Source organism: Nonlabens sp. Asnod2-A12, assembly GCF_045063745.1.
Lineage (GTDB): Bacteria > Bacteroidota > Bacteroidia > Flavobacteriales > Flavobacteriaceae > Nonlabens > Nonlabens xylanidelens.
Map to the genome: position 1 here is coordinate 1,223,100 of NZ_JBEFOB010000003.1, position 16,651 is coordinate 1,239,750.

17 protein-coding genes are annotated in these 16,651 nt (G+C 35.3%); 5 read left to right on the forward strand and 12 right to left on the reverse strand.

What is annotated here, in order from left to right:
• Window positions 1-130 precede the first annotated feature (130 nt).
• The 8 genes from ACJJVJ_RS05575 to ACJJVJ_RS05610 all read right to left on the reverse strand — a co-directional run bounded on the left by ACJJVJ_RS05575 (window position 131) and on the right by ACJJVJ_RS05610 (window position 7,442).
• Complete coding sequence (locus ACJJVJ_RS05575) at window positions 131-937, reverse strand: enoyl-ACP reductase (RefSeq protein ID WP_104515407.1); 807 nt, start codon at window positions 935-937, stop codon at window positions 131-133.
• A gap of 30 nt (window positions 938-967) precedes the next feature.
• Window positions 968-2,647, reverse strand: coding sequence for a DNA repair protein RecN (gene recN, locus ACJJVJ_RS05580; RefSeq protein ID WP_405369466.1), 1,680 nt, complete (start codon window positions 2,645-2,647; stop codon window positions 968-970).
• An 84-nt stretch (window positions 2,648-2,731) separates the two neighbouring features.
• Entirely contained in the window at window positions 2,732-3,634 is a 903-nt protein-coding gene (locus tag ACJJVJ_RS05585) for a DUF4835 family protein (protein ID WP_104515409.1), read from the reverse strand.
• Complete coding sequence (coaBC, locus tag ACJJVJ_RS05590) at window positions 3,609-4,817, reverse strand: bifunctional phosphopantothenoylcysteine decarboxylase/phosphopantothenate--cysteine ligase CoaBC (protein ID WP_104515410.1); 1,209 nt, start codon at window positions 4,815-4,817, stop codon at window positions 3,609-3,611. Before coaBC ends, ACJJVJ_RS05585 begins: the two co-directional genes overlap by 26 nt.
• A gap of 12 nt (window positions 4,818-4,829) precedes the next feature.
• The gene (locus tag ACJJVJ_RS05595; protein ID WP_104515411.1) at window positions 4,830-5,156 is read right to left on the reverse strand and encodes a DNA-directed RNA polymerase subunit omega; all 327 of its coding nucleotides are present in this window, start codon (window positions 5,154-5,156) and stop codon (window positions 4,830-4,832) included.
• A gap of 2 nt (window positions 5,157-5,158) precedes the next feature.
• Entirely contained in the window at window positions 5,159-5,971 is an 813-nt protein-coding gene (locus tag ACJJVJ_RS05600; protein ID WP_104515412.1) for an outer membrane protein assembly factor BamD, read from the reverse strand.
• 78 nt (window positions 5,972-6,049) lie between these two features.
• Window positions 6,050-6,928 carry a 4-hydroxy-tetrahydrodipicolinate synthase gene (gene dapA / locus ACJJVJ_RS05605; RefSeq protein ID WP_405369467.1) on the reverse strand — a complete coding sequence of 293 codons (879 nt, stop codon included), beginning with the start codon at window positions 6,926-6,928 and terminating at the stop codon, window positions 6,050-6,052.
• 1 nt (window position 6,929) lies between these two features.
• A complete protein-coding gene (locus ACJJVJ_RS05610) occupies window positions 6,930-7,442 on the reverse strand; it encodes a DUF6913 domain-containing protein (RefSeq protein ID WP_405369468.1) in 513 nt (170 codons plus the stop codon).
• Between the two features lie 54 nt (window positions 7,443-7,496).
• On the opposite strand from ACJJVJ_RS05610, the gene ACJJVJ_RS05615 reads away from it, so the two are divergent.
• The 3 genes from ACJJVJ_RS05615 (at window position 7,497) to ACJJVJ_RS05625 (ending at window position 10,752) form a co-directional block, all read left to right on the forward strand.
• Window positions 7,497-8,294, forward strand: coding sequence for a 5'-nucleotidase C-terminal domain-containing protein (locus ACJJVJ_RS05615; protein WP_405369469.1), 798 nt, complete (start codon window positions 7,497-7,499; stop codon window positions 8,292-8,294).
• Window positions 8,295-8,315: 21 nt separating this feature from the next.
• A complete protein-coding gene (locus ACJJVJ_RS05620) occupies window positions 8,316-9,242 on the forward strand; it encodes a bifunctional metallophosphatase/5'-nucleotidase (protein WP_405369470.1) in 927 nt (308 codons plus the stop codon).
• A 226-nt stretch (window positions 9,243-9,468) separates the two neighbouring features.
• Complete coding sequence (locus ACJJVJ_RS05625; protein ID WP_104515417.1) at window positions 9,469-10,752, forward strand: ammonium transporter; 1,284 nt, start codon at window positions 9,469-9,471, stop codon at window positions 10,750-10,752.
• A gap of 82 nt (window positions 10,753-10,834) precedes the next feature.
• Here the strand turns inward: ACJJVJ_RS05625 and ligA are convergent, their stop codons facing one another.
• The 4 genes from ligA to ACJJVJ_RS05645 form a co-directional block, all read right to left on the reverse strand.
• Window positions 10,835-12,892, reverse strand: coding sequence for an NAD-dependent DNA ligase LigA (gene ligA, locus ACJJVJ_RS05630; RefSeq protein ID WP_405369471.1), 2,058 nt, complete (start codon window positions 12,890-12,892; stop codon window positions 10,835-10,837).
• Window positions 12,893-12,996: 104 nt separating this feature from the next.
• On the reverse strand, window positions 12,997-13,848 hold the full coding sequence (gene prmC, locus ACJJVJ_RS05635) for a peptide chain release factor N(5)-glutamine methyltransferase (protein ID WP_405369472.1): 852 nt from the start codon (window positions 13,846-13,848) through the stop codon (window positions 12,997-12,999).
• 116 nt (window positions 13,849-13,964) lie between these two features.
• Window positions 13,965-14,114 (reverse strand): hypothetical protein, encoded by a 150-nt coding sequence (locus ACJJVJ_RS05640; RefSeq protein WP_405369473.1) that lies wholly within the window; start codon window positions 14,112-14,114, stop codon window positions 13,965-13,967.
• Window positions 14,115-14,124: 10 nt separating this feature from the next.
• On the reverse strand, window positions 14,125-14,601 hold the full coding sequence (locus ACJJVJ_RS05645) for a GNAT family N-acetyltransferase (RefSeq protein WP_405369474.1): 477 nt from the start codon (window positions 14,599-14,601) through the stop codon (window positions 14,125-14,127).
• Window positions 14,602-14,756: 155 nt separating this feature from the next.
• On the opposite strand from ACJJVJ_RS05645, the gene ribD reads away from it, so the two are divergent.
• Window positions 14,757-15,764 (forward strand): bifunctional diaminohydroxyphosphoribosylaminopyrimidine deaminase/5-amino-6-(5-phosphoribosylamino)uracil reductase RibD, encoded by a 1,008-nt coding sequence (ribD, locus tag ACJJVJ_RS05650; RefSeq protein WP_405369475.1) that lies wholly within the window; start codon window positions 14,757-14,759, stop codon window positions 15,762-15,764.
• On the forward strand, window positions 15,761-16,627 hold the full coding sequence (locus ACJJVJ_RS05655) for an EamA family transporter (protein WP_405369476.1): 867 nt from the start codon (window positions 15,761-15,763) through the stop codon (window positions 16,625-16,627). The genes ribD and ACJJVJ_RS05655 overlap by 4 nt, the downstream gene beginning before the upstream one ends.
• Window positions 16,628-16,651 lie beyond the last annotated feature (24 nt).

A 16,651-nucleotide genomic window follows, 5' to 3' on the forward strand; every position in this document is an offset into this window, starting at 1 on the left:
CATTAACTTAATAGTATATTTTAATGACTATATAATATTTTAACATTTACGCTTTCGCGAAAGCGTAAAAAACAAAAAAAAGCCTTATCATATGATAAGGCTTTTAATTATTTAAAATGAACTATTCTACTTAGAACTTTTCAATCACTTCTTGACTTACTCCAGTATTAGAAAAACCTCCATCATGGAAAAGATTTTGCATAGTAACTTTTTTAGTATAGTCAGAAAATAAAGTCATCGTATACTCAGCACAATCCTGTGCTGTAGCATTACCTAACGGACTCATTTTTTCTGCATAATTTATAAAACCATCAAATCCTTTTACACCACTACCGGCTGTCGTAGGTGTAGGAGATTGAGAGATAGTATTCACTCTTACCTTTTTATCTTTACCAAAGAAGTAACCAAAACTACGTGCAATAGATTCTAGATATGCCTTATTATCTGCCATATCATTATAATCAGGAAAAGTACGTTGCGCAGCCATGTAAGTCAGGGCTACAATACTACCCCACTCATTCATCGCGTCATTCTTATGTAACGTTTGCATAACCTTGTGAAAAGAAACAGCACTCACGTCCCATCCTTTTTCAGTGTATTTATAATTTTGATCTGTGTAAAGATTCCCTTTACGCACATTTACACTCATACCTATAGAGTGAAGGACAAAGTCTAATTTACCTCCTAATATCTCTACAGACTTATTTACTAAGTTTTCAAGATCTTCAATACTTGTCGCATCTGCAGGAATTATTTCACTTCCAGTTTTTTCAGCAAGTTCTTTAATTTGCCCCATACGCATAGCAACCGGCGCATTAGTAAGTACAAATGTAGCTCCTTCGTCATGAGCTAATTGTGCTGTTTTCCATGCTATAGAATTTTCATCTAAGGCACCGAATATGATTCCTCTTTTTCCTTTTAATAAATTGTAAGCCATAATTCTTGATTAGGTCGCAAATATATAAAACTAATTGAGTAGCGCACGAGCATTTTCTCTCGCAGCATCAGAAATTGTTCCACCACTTAACATCTGGGCTATCTCTTCTAATCTCGCCTCTTCATTAAGTCGTTGAATAGTACTCACGGTCTTATTATTTTCTGTTATTTTTTTTACGATTAAATGATCATTTCCTGATGCAGCTATTTGTGGTAAATGTGTAATTGCCATCACTTGCATTCCCTCACTCATAGATTTCATAATAACCGCCATCATAGTAGCTATAGAGCCACTGACACCGGTATCAATCTCATCAAATATTATAGTAGGTAATTTTTTGCATCTCGCAAGTATAGATTTAATAGCTAGCATTAACCTAGACAACTCTCCTCCAGACGCTGCTTTATCTAGCGACAATAACTGAGAACCTTTATTTGCAGTAAAAAGGAATTGTATTTGATCTATCCCTGTTTCTCCAAAAGTACCTAACGGCGTTATATCTACTTTAAATTGAGCATCTGGCATACCTAACGCCTTTACAACACTCAAAACTTCTTTTTCTAGAGCTGTTTTGTACTGACTTCTTTCCTTAGAAATTTTAGCCCCTAATTTTGTCAGATTTAATTCAGCATCATTTAATTTTTTTTCTTGCTGTTTGATTTTTTTATCAAGACCTTGTGAAACAAAGACTTTATCTGCAAGCTCATCTCTAAGGTCTTTTAAAGAATCTACCGTATCTACTTGGTGTTTTCTATACAGGTCTTCTAATAATCGTATAGAATTATTAATTTGAATTAAACGTTCTGGATCTGCCTCTATCATATCGGCCTCTACAGAAGATTCTTGATATATATCTTCTAGCTCTAAAAGAACTGAAGAAAGACGCTCCTTTAAAGAAGAATACACTGTAGAGTATTCACTTATTTTTGAAAAATTATTTTGCAAATGCCTTAATTGATCTAACATTCCTAGATCATCTTCAGAAATCGTGTTGTTGAATTCTGTAAAAACCTCAGTAATACTCTCTACATTACTCAACTGCTCATTCTCTTCTTCTAGAGCTTTTTGATCTAATTGATCTAAGCCAGCCTCTTCTAATTCTGATAATAAGAAATTATTATAATCTAACTCTTTAGAAAACTGAGCTTCCTGACCCTGTAATTTCTTGAGTTCTTTTTTTGCGTTATTATAAACAAGTAATTCCTCCTTATAACTACTGAATAATTGGGATGCAGGCTTTTTTGAGTCCTTAGTGTTTTCAATAAGAAAAGCGTTCAACACCTCTATTTGAAAAGTATCCTTAGAAAGCTGTAATGTCTGGTGCTGAGAATGAATATCTATAAGACGCTTACCTATATTATTCATAACAGAAAGAGTCACAGGAGTATCGTTAATAAACGCTCTACTTTTACCAGAAGGTAAAATCTCTCTACGCAAAAAACTTAAATTTTCATAATCCAGATCTGCTTCTTCAAACAAATGCTTTAATTGTAAATCAGAAATATCAAACTGAGCCTCTACCACACATTTACGTGAGGTATCTCTTATCGCACTTAAATCTGCACGGTTACCTAATATCAATCCTAATGCACCTAACAAAATTGATTTACCTGCACCAGTTTCTCCAGTAATCATGGTAAGACCATTTTGAAGATCTAATTCTAGTGAGTCGATCAGTGCAAAATTCTCTATTTGAATATGTTTAAGCAATTTGTATACAGCTATTTAAGCAGTTAAAGAACTACTAGTTTATAAAACATAAATCTAGGTAAAAAGAAGGAAGTAAAAAAGAGGTTACACCTTAATATTGCGCCATTTTGAAGACTGGTTAGGCGCTAGTTTTTGTAGTGAGGTTTTTATATCTCTTATATCTACCGCCGGCCCTGAAGAATAAATACTCATTATCTCGTCTGCCTTTGCGTCAAAAAACGTGCGTTGCAATAAACTATTAGGCCTACGACTGTGCAATTCCTCAAATTGCATGATGTATTTCTTTAATAAGATCTTACCACTTTTAGAGTCTTTTGAAAAAGCATCTAACCCTTTAATATGATAATCATACATTACATCTCTATACTCCTTATAGGTATCTGAAAGCATATCATCATTAAGCCTAAACCTACTAAGAAGTCCATCACTAGCTTTCCAACCAGCTACTCCTTGTGAGCCTTGGGCTAGATTTACTATAGTCTGCGCTTGCTCGTGAAATTCTTGCCCACCTCTTTTTTCAAAAGTATCAGCATCTATACCTAAAGTAGTATAAGCATAAAAAGAAATAAGCGATATTAAATTATTCTCAAATTGATTTGCGTTGTAAAAAAACGGAGCATATTCTACATACTCAAAGGCGATATCATTATCCTTAAAATTGAATATAGGGGTCGTATAAGAAGAATTATAAACTGGTCTAGAGACAGATATTTGAAAATTACCACTGAATCTATCGTTATCATAATTAGTAACAACAAAAACTAGAGAAGCATTAATTTTTTCAATCTCCTTAAATTTTTGATCTGTCCACTTTGTATTATTTAAAAACTCTTGCATTGAAGTTTCTAAAGTCGTAAAAATAGTTTGATTAGGCTGTGCCACATTCTGCGCATTTACCTGTACAGTAAAATTAAGTTCTTGAGCATTTACAGTTGACACTGCACAAAATAAAACAAGAAAACTATAAAATCTTTTTAATAATTTCATCTACGATATCTTTTGCTACTTCGGTTTTCGGTTTAGTCTCAAATCTTGAAACATTTTTATTCTTATCTATAATCGCAATTTTATTAGTGTCTACACCAAATCCAGCACCTTTATCTCTCATAGAGTTTAATACTAGTAAATCGGTTTGCTTCTTTTCCGCTTTCGCGAAAGCGTGCTCTAATTCATTCTCTGTTTCTAAAGCAAAACCTACTAAAAATGGTTTTTGAGTCATAGCTCCAACACTAGCTAAAATATCTGGATTCTTGACTAACTCAATAGTTAACGTATTAGACTTCTTTTTTATTTTTTGATCAACAGGATTTGCTGGTCTATAATCTGCTACAGCCGCACTAAATATAGCAACATCTGTAGTAGCGACCATGGAGTGTACTGCATCATACATTTGCTGCGCACTTTTAACGTCTACTCTATCTATGAGTTCATGATCTGTCTTAACATGACTAGGCCCCATAATTAATTTAACCGACGCACCTCGATTTGCTAATTCTAACGCAATTGCAGCGCCCATTTTACCACTACTATGATTACCTATAAAACGTACAGGATCGATAGGCTCATATGTTGGACCAGCTGTAATTAGGCAAACTTTATCTTTTAATGGTAATTTACTAGAAATCTCTTTTTCAACAAAACTAACGATCTCTTCTGGCTCTGCCATACGGCCTTTACCAGATAAACCACTAGCTAGCTCTCCATCACCTGCAGGAATCATAAGATTACCGTAAGCGTTGAGTTGATCAAAATTATTTTGTGTAGAAGGATGTTTATACATGTCCAGATCCATTGCTGGAGCATAATAAACAGGACATTTTGCACTACAGTAAACTGCTAGCAACAAATTATCTATAGTGCCATTTACCATTTTACTCATGGTATTTGCGGTAGCAGGCGCTATAATCATTAAGTCAGCCCAGAGACCTAATTCTACATGATTATTCCACGTATCATTATCATCTTCTTGATTTGTAAAATGACTTAAGACAGGGTTTTTAGAGAGAGTAGATAAAGTAAGTGGTGTCACAAACTCTCTGGCAGCTGGTGTCATAACCACCTTAACAGCAGCGCCCGCTTTAACAAGCAGGCGCACTAGATAAGTAGTTTTATAAGCAGCTATACCACCGGTTACACCTAGCAATACATTCTTACCACTTAATACAGACATAATTTTATTAAATTAACTTTCAGTAGAACTTGTATCTCTAAAATAGATTTTACCTTCTAACCATTCTTCAACTGCGATAGCAGCAGGTTTAGGTAAACGCTCATAAAATTTAGAAACTTCTATTTGTTCTTTATTTTCAAAAACCTCTTCTAGAGAGTCGTTGTAAGTAGCAAATTCTTCTAGTTTTTCAACAAGTTCTTCTCTTACATCAGTATTGATCTGTTCCGCACGTTTTGCGATAATAGAAATCGCCTCATACATATTACCTGTTGGAGCAGTTAATGCATCACGGTTATAAGTAATAGTCGTGTTAGGAGCTGTTAGGTTTTTAGTATCCATTGTTATATTTTACTTGTATTCTTAGAATTATAATCCTCTATTTTAGCGTGTATATTGTCGGCATCTTCTTTATACTCACTATCAGGATAGCGTTTTGCAAAGGTATCATAATATTTCTTAGCAAGAGCTAGTCTTTCAGGAACTAAGTTAGAAAAACTATTCATAGCATATTCATATTGAGATTCTAGCAGATAATACTGAGCATCATCTTGATATTCTGAACCTGGATGATCTACTATAAAATTCTCAAACGCACTTATTGCTGAAATATAACCACCTCTAAAGTTACCAAAATGATGGTACTGTTTTGCCGTCTCGTATGCTTTTTTATCTAGCTTAGACCTTAATTCATCTACCAGTAGGTTAGTCTCGTCAGCAAACTGACCAGAAGGATAAAGATTAATATATTCCTGCAGTTTAGCAAGCGCTATATTCGTATCATTTTGATCTTTTGAATATATAGGAGACATTTGATAATGACTCTTTGCAGCCATAAACAAAGCAAGCTCTGCATTAGGGTTTGCTGGGTGAGATTGTATAAAACGCTCATATTGATAAGCACTATTTACATAACTTTTATCTTCATAAAGAGCCTTAGCATATTTAATAGCCATTGGCGCAGCACTATCTGTACCACGATAAACCGGTATAATTTGCTCAAAAAGCATTAAACTTTTTCCATACTTCCCTTTTGCAAACAATGTATCTATCATAGCTACTTTGACAGCGTTATCTTCTGACTTAAGAGCTTTTTGATAAGAACTACAACTAGCAAGGGTTATGGCTACAATTAATACTACGACAAGGTTTTTCATACTTAACTTTAATGGGCTGCAAATGTAACTTTTTCTATGGAAAAAGAAAGCCCGTTCACACTGCTTAACGTAATGATTTTAATTCTCGTATTGGTCTAAAAAAGATTTTAATCTTGAACTTAGGTCTTCATCTACTTTAACTAACGGTAATCTTACACTGTCGTCACATAAACCTAGATGATGCAATAATGCTTTTATCCCACAAGGATTACCTTGTTCAAAAATCATATCTATACTCGCCGCTATTTTATAATGCAACTCATAAGATTCTCCTACATCTCCATTTAAAGAATAACGTATCATGTCAGAAAAATCCTGTGCCATAGCCTGACCTATTACAGATATAACACCTGCTCCACCTGCTAGTGTCATTGCGTTTGCAATCATATCATCTCCAGATATCACAAGAAAATCTTTGGGAGTATATTGAATCATATTCATAGCTTGTACCAGATCTCCTGCAGCCTCTTTTATAGCAACTACGTTGTCAAATTGAGACAATCTAACTACTGTTTCTACTGCCATATTAGAACCTGTTCTTCCTGGAACATTATACAAAATCACCGGTAAAGGACTAGCCTCAGACACAGCTTTAAAATGTTGGAAAATTCCTTCTTGAGTAGGCTTATTATATGCCGGCGACACAGATAACACTGCTACAAAACCTTCTAAATTTGCCATTTTTAACTCATTAACTACTACAGCAGTATCATTGCCACCTACTCCTATAACTAGGGGTAAACGACCATCATTTGCCTTTTTAATAGTTTTAATTACTTCTTGCTTCTCTTCTTTAGAAAGCGTCACACTTTCTCCTGTAGTACCTAGCACTACTAAATAATCTACACCATTATCTACTTGATGGTTAACAATACGAGACAACGCCTCGTGATCTATCGCTCCTTGAGCGTTAAAAGGCGTTACAAGCGCAACACCGGTACCTATTAAATCTTGCATGTTAATTATTAAGAATTTTTAAATATTTCGCAATTTCGGAGATAAATAGCTCTTGATTAGTTAATGGAACGTTAACTGCAAGATCATAAGAACACTCTTCATGAGAAGGATAACCTACTTTAAAACCACTATTTAACTTTAAAGACACATACCTGGTCATTATACTAGGAGTTTCAAAATAGTTGATTTGTAAATCATAAGACGCACTCAAGATCTTTTTAAAATCTACTGATGAGATACCTCCACTCCATTTAACAAGGTTTTTATCAAACAAAACAGCTCCTTCTACACTATCATTCTTTGCGTCCTTAGTAAAACCTAGAAGTGTTAAATTTTCTATAGGAATATGTAAAGTTTGAGCCCACTTTTTAAAAAGCTTTATATCAGACACTTGATTCACATCAAAAACTATTACTAGCGTTTTAGGCCAGTGTTGCCTGCGCTCCCTCAAACTATTTTCTAATTTACGGAACTCTTTACGTAACCATCGCTTTTTTAAAACGTCAAAAATCATGTACTTTTACTACTTATTCTACTTCACAAAAGTAGCACAATAGCACGAAGCTTTATGAAAAAAAATAAGTTAGTAAACAGTAAGGTAATATTTAATTATTCCGCTTTCGCGAAAGCGGTATTATTATCCACCATCTTTCTAGTTTCCTGCAGTCAGAAAGGATACCAACTTAACAAAGTCTCAGGAAATCAAACAGCCGTAGACTCAAATTTAAAAAGCACTGAAGAAATCGAGGCTTTTATTGCCCCTTTCAAAAAGTCTCTAGACGGACAAATGAACGAGCAGATAAGCTACAACACTACTTCAATGCATAAGAATGACTATAAACTGAATACTCCTATAGGGAATATGATGGCAGCTATAGTCAGAACACAAGGAGAACCTGTATATAATTCTAGAACCGGCAAAAACATAGATATAGTATTACTTAATCATGGCGGTATACGTGCAGGGTTAAACGCAGGACCAGTTACCATGCGCAATGCTTATGAAATCATGCCCTTTGATAACGAAATAGTTGTTGCAGAATTGAGCGGTAAACAGGTTAATGAAATGATTAATTACCTAATAGAACGTAAAAGCGCACATCCTATAGACGGTTTGCAAATTTTACTAAATACAGACGACTCCATCCATACGGTACTTATTAATAAAAAACCTCTAGACATTAATAAAACATACACCGTTGCTACTAACGATTATCTATATAGCGGTGGTGATAACATGAGCTTCTTTAAAGGAGCACCTATTACTAAAATAGATTATAAAATAAGAAATGCCGTAATTGATTATTTTAAAAAGGTAGACACGTTAACATTTGAGAGAGATAACAGGTTTGACATCTTAAAGTAATTTTACCCCAAAGCAAATAAAATGAAAAGAAGGAAATTTATACGCAATACAAGCGCAGGAATTGTAGCAGGAACAGCTTTATGGTCTAATTATGCTCTTGCAAATGGCATTATTACAGGTCCAGAACTAGAAATAGGCACTAAAAAAATAACCATACTACATACTAACGATACTCACTCTCATATAGAACCTATCTCTGGCGGCCGTAACGATGGTCGCGGCGGTGTAGCCCGTAGAGCAGCTTTAATCAATACAGTAAGAGAAGAAAACCCTAACACACTACTTCTAGACTGTGGCGATATATTTCAAGGCACACCTTATTTTAATTTTTATGGTGGAGAATTAGAGATAAAATTAATGACCATGATGGGGTATGATGCCGCTACCATAGGTAACCACGATTTTGACAACAGTATAGACGGACTATACAAACAACTGCCTAACGCTTCTTTTGACTTTGTGATTTCTAACTATGATTTTTCTAACACCATAATGGACGGTCATATTAAATCGAGAAAGGTAATTGTAAAGGATGGCGTACGTATCGGATTATTCGGCGTGGGAATACAATTACAAGGTCTAGTGGATCCTAAAATGTATAAAGAAACGATCTATAACGACCCTATAGAAATCGCAAAAGATCAAGCCAGGTTATTAAGAGAAGAAGATAACTGTGATTTAGTAATTTGCATGTCGCATTTAGGTTACTCTTATCGCGGTGATAAAGTATCTGACCTTGCTCTTGCTGCAGCTACATCTGGTATAGATTTAATTATAGGTGGTCATACACACACATTTTTAGACGCACCTGAAATTGTAAAAAATGCAATAGGAAAAGACGTAATGGTAAATCAAGTCGGATGTTACGGTATCAACTTAGGACGTATTGATTTCTATTTAACAGAAGGAAAAATAGATAAAGGTGTAGATGTGGTTTATGAGGTATAACGATACCTTTTTTTTATCAATATCAAATCAGAAAACTAGAACACAATTACCCCTAAATAACCTAAAATAAGATATTCACAATTCCACCCCTATAAAATTATCATATCACTACCTAAAAATACACCTAAACAACCCTTCACCCTATTTTAAATAGGGTTGTCAGCAATAAAACTGAATATTTAAGACTGATGTTCTATATTTGAAAAAATAATCAACCGATTTCAAAATGGGCAGAAAAGTCAATTTCATTATTCTTGCAGTATTAGTATTAATCAGTTTATTCTTCAGTAGTCCTTATACTGAAAACGGAGACATGAGCGCTATAGATAGCGGTGATACTGCGTGGATGTTAATCGCATCTGCATTTGTCTTATTAATGACACCAGGTCTAGCCTTTTTCTACGGTGGTATGGTGAATAAAAAATCGATGATTTCCACCATGTTGCAAAGTTTTGTAGCATTAGGTGTAGTGAGTATTCTATGGGTACTTGTAGGTTTCTCACTTGCTTTTGGAGAAAGCTGGCACGGAATCATAGGAAACCCTATGACTTTTTTCAACTTCAGAAACGTAGGGCTCGCGCCTAACCCAGACTTTGCGGGCACGGTTCCGTTTTTAGTTTTTGCTCTATTCCAACTCAAATTTGCTATCATAACACCAGCACTTATTACTGGTAGCTTTGCAGAACGTGTGCGTTTTAGAAGCTACATATTATTCATGGTTCTATTCACCCTTTTCATATACACACCACTAGCTCATATGACATGGCATCCAGACGGTTTACTACGCAACTTAGGCGTTTTAGATTTTGCAGGTGGTACTGTTGTTCACATGAGCGCAGGGTTTGCTGCCCTGGCAGGTGCTGTTTATTTAGGTAAACGTAAAAAAATAACACACGACCCAGCAAACGTTCCGTACATTATATTAGGAACTGGCTTGCTATGGTTTGGTTGGTTTGGCTTTAATGCAGGTAGTGCGCTAGCTGCAAATGCAGATGCCGTTATCGCGTTTGCAAACACTAATATCGCCAGCGCAACAGCTATGATTACATGGATGTTTTACGAGAGGTTCAGTAACCGTAAGATGAGCGCCTTAGGAGCCTGTATTGGTGCCATAGTTGGACTAGTCGCTATCACTCCTGCTGCAGGATTTGTAACTATATCCCAAAGTATTTTCATAGGTTTCTTTGCAGCTATAACTAGTAATCTAGCTATTTCATGGTTTTCAAAAACAGGAATAGATGACACACTAGATGTTTTTCCTAGTCACGGTGTTGGAGGAATAGTAGGGATGATTCTTACCGCAGTATTTGCAAAAGAAGTAGGACTTACAAGCGGTGAAACAGACACTTTTATGTGGCACATCATTGCTTTAATAGGAGTTTCTATATTTACCTTTTTCGGCAGCCTTGCACTTTATAAAATTGTGGATCTATTAATTCCTATAAGAGTAAGAGACGATCAAGAAGAGCGTGGTCTGGACGCAAGTCAGCATGGAGAAGAAGTAAGTTAATTGATTATAAAAATATTTTAATTCCGCTTTCGCGAAAGCGGAATTAAAACAATAAGATTTCTTTAAATCATTAAACAGAAACCTATTTAACCATATCAAGAAATTCTTGTTCACTTATCATAGTAATCTCTAATTTCTCTGCTTTCTCGAGCTTAGAAGGTCCCATTTTATCACCACGTATAAGATAATCTGTTTTACTAGATATAGAACTAGAGTTTTTACCTCCATTATCTTCTACCAACTTTTTAAGATCATTTCTAGACATTTCAAATACTCCAGAAATAACAAAGCTTTTACCAGTTAATTTCTCTGTTTGCCCTTCTAGTTGCTCTTCACTTAATGCTAGCTGTAATCCAGCTATCTTTAATCGATCAATAAGTGCAATATGATAATCGTCCTGTATAAACTCTACGAGTGATCTAGCTATGCTCTCACCTATTTCTGGTACTGCAGTCAGTTCTTCTATTTTCTTATCTGCCGCACTAGTAACATCTGCAAAAAGGTCTAAACCATTCTTTTCTGGCTCTGCAGGCATTTTTAAAAGTGCGTCTATATTTTTATACTGTTTAGCTAGTTTTTTAGCAACCGTTTCCCCAACATACCTTATTCCCAAACCGAATAACAATCTCTCAAACGGAACCTGTTTACTTGCAGCTATCCCATTAATCATATTCTCGGCACTTTTTTGAGCCATACGATCTAATGGCAAAACCTGCTCTACAGTTAGATCGTACAAATCTGCATAGTTATGAATCATTCCAGCCTCTACTAATTGATCTACCGTTTCAGCACCTATCCCATCTATATCCATCGCTTTACGAGATATAAAATGTTGTATACGTCCTTTTACCTGCGGTGGGCACGCCATCTCATTAGGGCAGTAATGCTTTGCATCTCCTTCACTACGCACCAACTCTGTATGGCATTCTGGGCAGTGTGTCGCATAAGCTGTAGGAACAGAGTTTTCTGGTCTTTTAGACAGATCTACTGCAACTATTTTAGGTATGATTTCACCACCTTTTTCTACATAAACTTCATCACCTACTCTTATGTCTAATTTTTCAATCTGGTCTGCATTGTGAAGACTTGCTCTGCGTACGGTAGTTCCAGAAATCTCAACAGCTTCTAGATTTGCGACTGGTGTTATTGATCCTGTACGACCTACTTGATAAGTAATCTCTTCTAACCTCGTAGAAACTTGCTCTGCAGCAAACTTATATGCCATGGCCCATTTAGGCGCTTTGGCAGTAAAACCTAGCTCATCTTGCTGGTCTAATGAATTCACTTTAATCACTACACCATCTGTTTCATAAGGCAACTCCTTTCTTGCCACATCCCAATGATTGATAAATTCAAAAACTTCTTCTATAGAATCAACTAATTTACTTTCCTTAGGAGCTTTAAAACCCCATTTTCTAGCATATTCTAAAGAGTCATATTGTGTCTTTACTGGTAAATTATTTCCTGCAAGTGAGTATAATAAACAGTCGAGCGGTCTTTTTGCAACCTCTGCACTATCCTGTAATTTTAAACTACCACTCGCCGTGTTGCGAGGATTGCGATATAAATCTAAACCTTGTGCTTCACGCTCTTCATTCATCTTATGAAATCCATCCCATGGCAATACAATCTCTCCTCGTATTTCAAATTTCTCAGGAATATCATCTCCCTTTAATTGTAATGGCACCGATTTAATAGTACGCACGTTTGCCGTTACTTCATCACCTTGATTTCCATCTCCACGAGTTACCGCTTGTATAAATTTGCCATTTTCATAATGCAAACTAATGCTCGCGCCATCATACTTTAGCTCACAAGTATATCGAATATCACCATCAACAATCTTCTTAATACGCGTTTCCCAATCACGCAAATCATCAATGGAATATGAATTATCCAGCGAGTACATACGGTTGATATGCTTTACGGTATGAAAGTTTTTTGTTACCTCTCCACCTACACGTACTGATGGACTAGTCGCGTCATAGAACTCAGGATGTGCAGCTTCTAGCGTTTTTAATTGCTCCAATTTTTTATCAAATTCAAAATCTGATATAGTAGGATTATCGTTTACGTAGTAATTAAAATTATGTTCACGCAATTCATCGCGCAAGGATTGTATTTGTTCTTTTGGACTCATAGAAAACGTGCTATCTATTGCTCTAATTATAAGATTGTAAAATACAAAAAGGGCTGCTTATTTATTAATTCTTTACGGTTTGATATCAACAATTTATTTAATTCTTAAAGCTCATTTTTATGAGCCTTCATCATTCTATAATTACCGTTTAAATCTTTATAAATTTGAGATTCAAAGCCTAATTCTGTTGCTAGATTTTTCATCTCTTCTGGTAGGTATTGATTAATTTCAAAATAAAGGTCACCATCTTTTTTCAAGGCTTTTTGAGCCAATTCCAATATTTTACGGTAAAAAATTAAAGCATCATGATCTTCTACAAACAAAGCCAGATGCGGCTCGTTTTCTAGGACATTATCATGAATTTCTTGCTTTTCTAAATTCCTAACATATGGTGGATTACTCACTATAACATCATACTGTTCTGGTAATTCTTCTAAAGTTAGTACATCTTCTAGAATAGTTTTTACAGGTGTCTTAAGTCGAGCAGCATTTGCTTGTGCAGTTTCTAGTGCCTCACTAGAAACATCCATCAAAGTCACACTACAACTAGACATAGCAGCCTTAAGAGATAAACCTATACAACCGGTTCCTGTACCTATATCAATCATATTGAGATAGGTATCTTTTTTATGATTCTCGATAATCATATGTACCAGCTCTTCCGTTTCCTGACGCGGTATTAAAGTAGCCGAATTCACCATAAACTCATGCCCGTAAAAATGAGCTTTACCAGTTATGTACTGTACCGGCTTTGACGTATTCAATTCTTTCAAAGCATTTTGAAGCACCTCTTCTTGAATGTGACTCATCTCTTCTCTATCATTAATTAAAAAGTCAGATCGAGACCAATTCAACAAATCTTCACAGACTATTTGTAAAATACTATGAATTTCATTTTCTGGATATAATGGCGCAAGCTGTTCTTGATAAAGAAGTTTAAATTGATTTAAAGTCATCCGACAAAGGTAAAAGCATTTTTAAACCTTTTTTACCATATTTAAGTAAACTCTCACGTAATATGAACTATAATCGTTTTAATGTACAAATATTATCAATCAATACTTGTAAATCATTAATTCATAGGTTGCCCATCCTTACCATGAGGCTCGTTATTTTTATCAATACCTTCCTTAACAGACACGCTTATATCTAACAAATCCCATAACAATGAAAATATCTTAATCAATGGCCAGAAGAGAATTCTTAACAAAATTTCTAACATTTAATGCTCTTTAAAACCTCTTCAACATTTGCACTGGACATGAAAAATGCCCTGTATCACCTAGTGGCGCTTTTAATAACTCAAAACCTACATGCTTATATAAACCTTGTGCCTTATACATATTATCCATAGTCTCTAGATAAATACTTTCAAATTTCAAGCTAGCTGCATACTCTAGACAGGTCATCATCATTTTTTTACCATAGCCTTTTCCACGAGCTTCTGGTTTAAAATACATTTTTTGCAACTCACACACATTCCCTTTGTAGTTATCTAAAGGAGCAACACCAGCGCCACCCAACACAACACCATCTACCTCTAACACATAATATGCACTACGCGGTTGTTGGTACTGCTTATACATAGCTTGTGTAGCAGCATCACTGTAGGCAGTCCCTACTTTAGGCGCCCCATGTTCAAGGATGGATTCTTGAATTATATCTTTTATAGCCTGATTATCTTCTGGCAGTATTTTGCGAATTTTCATAATGCGAATTTAAAGTTCCCTTTCCAAATAATATCTAGAGTTAGGAATATATTAGAATCTCTTCATTCACTCTTCATCACACTGCTCGTTAAATTATTTTCTAATTTTAAAAGGATTTCTCTTTTTGATTTTAATTCAGCCTTACTTTTGTGCTAATGACTGTAGATGAGAAATACATACAACGCTGCATACAACTAGCACAAAATGGATTAGGTACCACGTATCCTAATCCGCTAGTGGGAAGTGTAATCGTTTCTGAAAATGACGAGATTCTTGGAGAAGGATGGCATAAAAAATCTGGTGAACCGCATGCTGAAGTTAACGCAGTGCGTGATGCTGAGAGAAATGGTTATGGTAGTGACGCTTTCGCGAAAGCGGTATTATACGTAAACCTAGAGCCCTGTTCTCACACCGGAAAAACTCCACCTTGCGCATCTATGATCGTGAAAAAAGGCTTTAAAAAAGTAGTCATAGGCTCTCTAGACCCACATGAAAAAGTAGCCGGCAAAGGTGTTGCTATATTAAAAGAAGTAGGCGTAGACGTCACCGTAGGCGTTCTTGAAAAAGAATGCAATTTTCTTAACAAACGCTTTTTTACTTTTCATAGAAAAAAACGCCCTTATATTATTTTAAAATGGGCCGAAACTGCCGATGGTTTTATAGCGCCCGCAGAAAAAGACGAGCAAAAACCAGTATGGATTACTAACTCCTATTCTAGACAATTATCTCACCGATTAAGAGCTGAAGAAAATGCAATCCTTATAGGAGCACAAACCGTAATAGATGATAATCCATCATTAACTTGCAGGGACTGGCATGGAATAAACCCTACACGCATCGTTTTAGATTCTAGAAATACTCTAAATAAAAACTACGTTGTGTTCGATAATCAAGCACCTACTATTACTATAGACTCTAACAATCCTGAAAACATAATTAAAGAACTCTATAACAACCAGATACAATCGGTTATTATAGAAGGTGGCTCGCGCACTATTCAACAATTTATCGATGCTAATTTATGGGATGAAGCGATGCAATTTATGGGAACCGAAATTTTATTTCATAACGGACTGCCAGCGCCAAAAATAAATGGCAACTACACAATTCTAGATAGAGTAACTATAAAGCAAGATGTTTTAAAAACATATCTTAACGCATGATCTGGTTATTCCTGAGTGTTATCACATCTAGTTTACTTTATGTGATTTTCAAATACTTTGAAATTTTTAAGGTAAACACCTTACACGCTATCATCATTAATTACATTATCGCGTGCATCACAGGTTTAATATCCTATGGACAAGTACCTAATGTGGAGAACATTTTACAAGCAGACTGGCTCTACTACTCCTTTTTTATAGGAGCACTTTTTATTTTCATCTTTAATATTATGGCGCTTACTAGTCAGAAAAACGGACTTACTGTAGCCGCTGTATCTGGAAAAATGTCACTTGTTATTCCTGTTGTCGCAGGAATATGGTTATATCAAGAATCTATAGGATGGATGAAAATAGCAGGCATATTACTCGCTCTTATTTCTGTATACCTTACTTCGGTTAAAAGTAAGGATGGACTTCAACTGGATAAAAAAACACTTATTCTTCCTGTTATTTTATTTTTAGGAAGCGGTATCATAGACACCACTCTTAAATATGCCGAAATAAACTATGTCCCTATAGGAGAAGAATCCCTATTCAGCGCCATGTGTTTTGCCACCGCTTTTATAATAGGTATCATCATTCTTTTGTACGAGGCGACACAAAAGCGTTTTATCAATTTAAGGTCTATAATTGCTGGTATCGCATTAGGTATTCCTAACTATTTTTCAATTTACTTTATAATCAAATCTTTAAAAAACGGCATGGAAAGCAGTGTGGTTTACCCTATTAATAATGTGGCTACCGTTCTTTTTGCTTCTATTCTAGGCATTCTTATATTTAAAGAAAAACTTATCCCTAAGAATTACATAGGTATTATAGTGGCTATAGTTGCTATTCTTATGATCGCTTTCGCGAAAGCGTAACACAAAAAAAAGCCTCTCTATTAA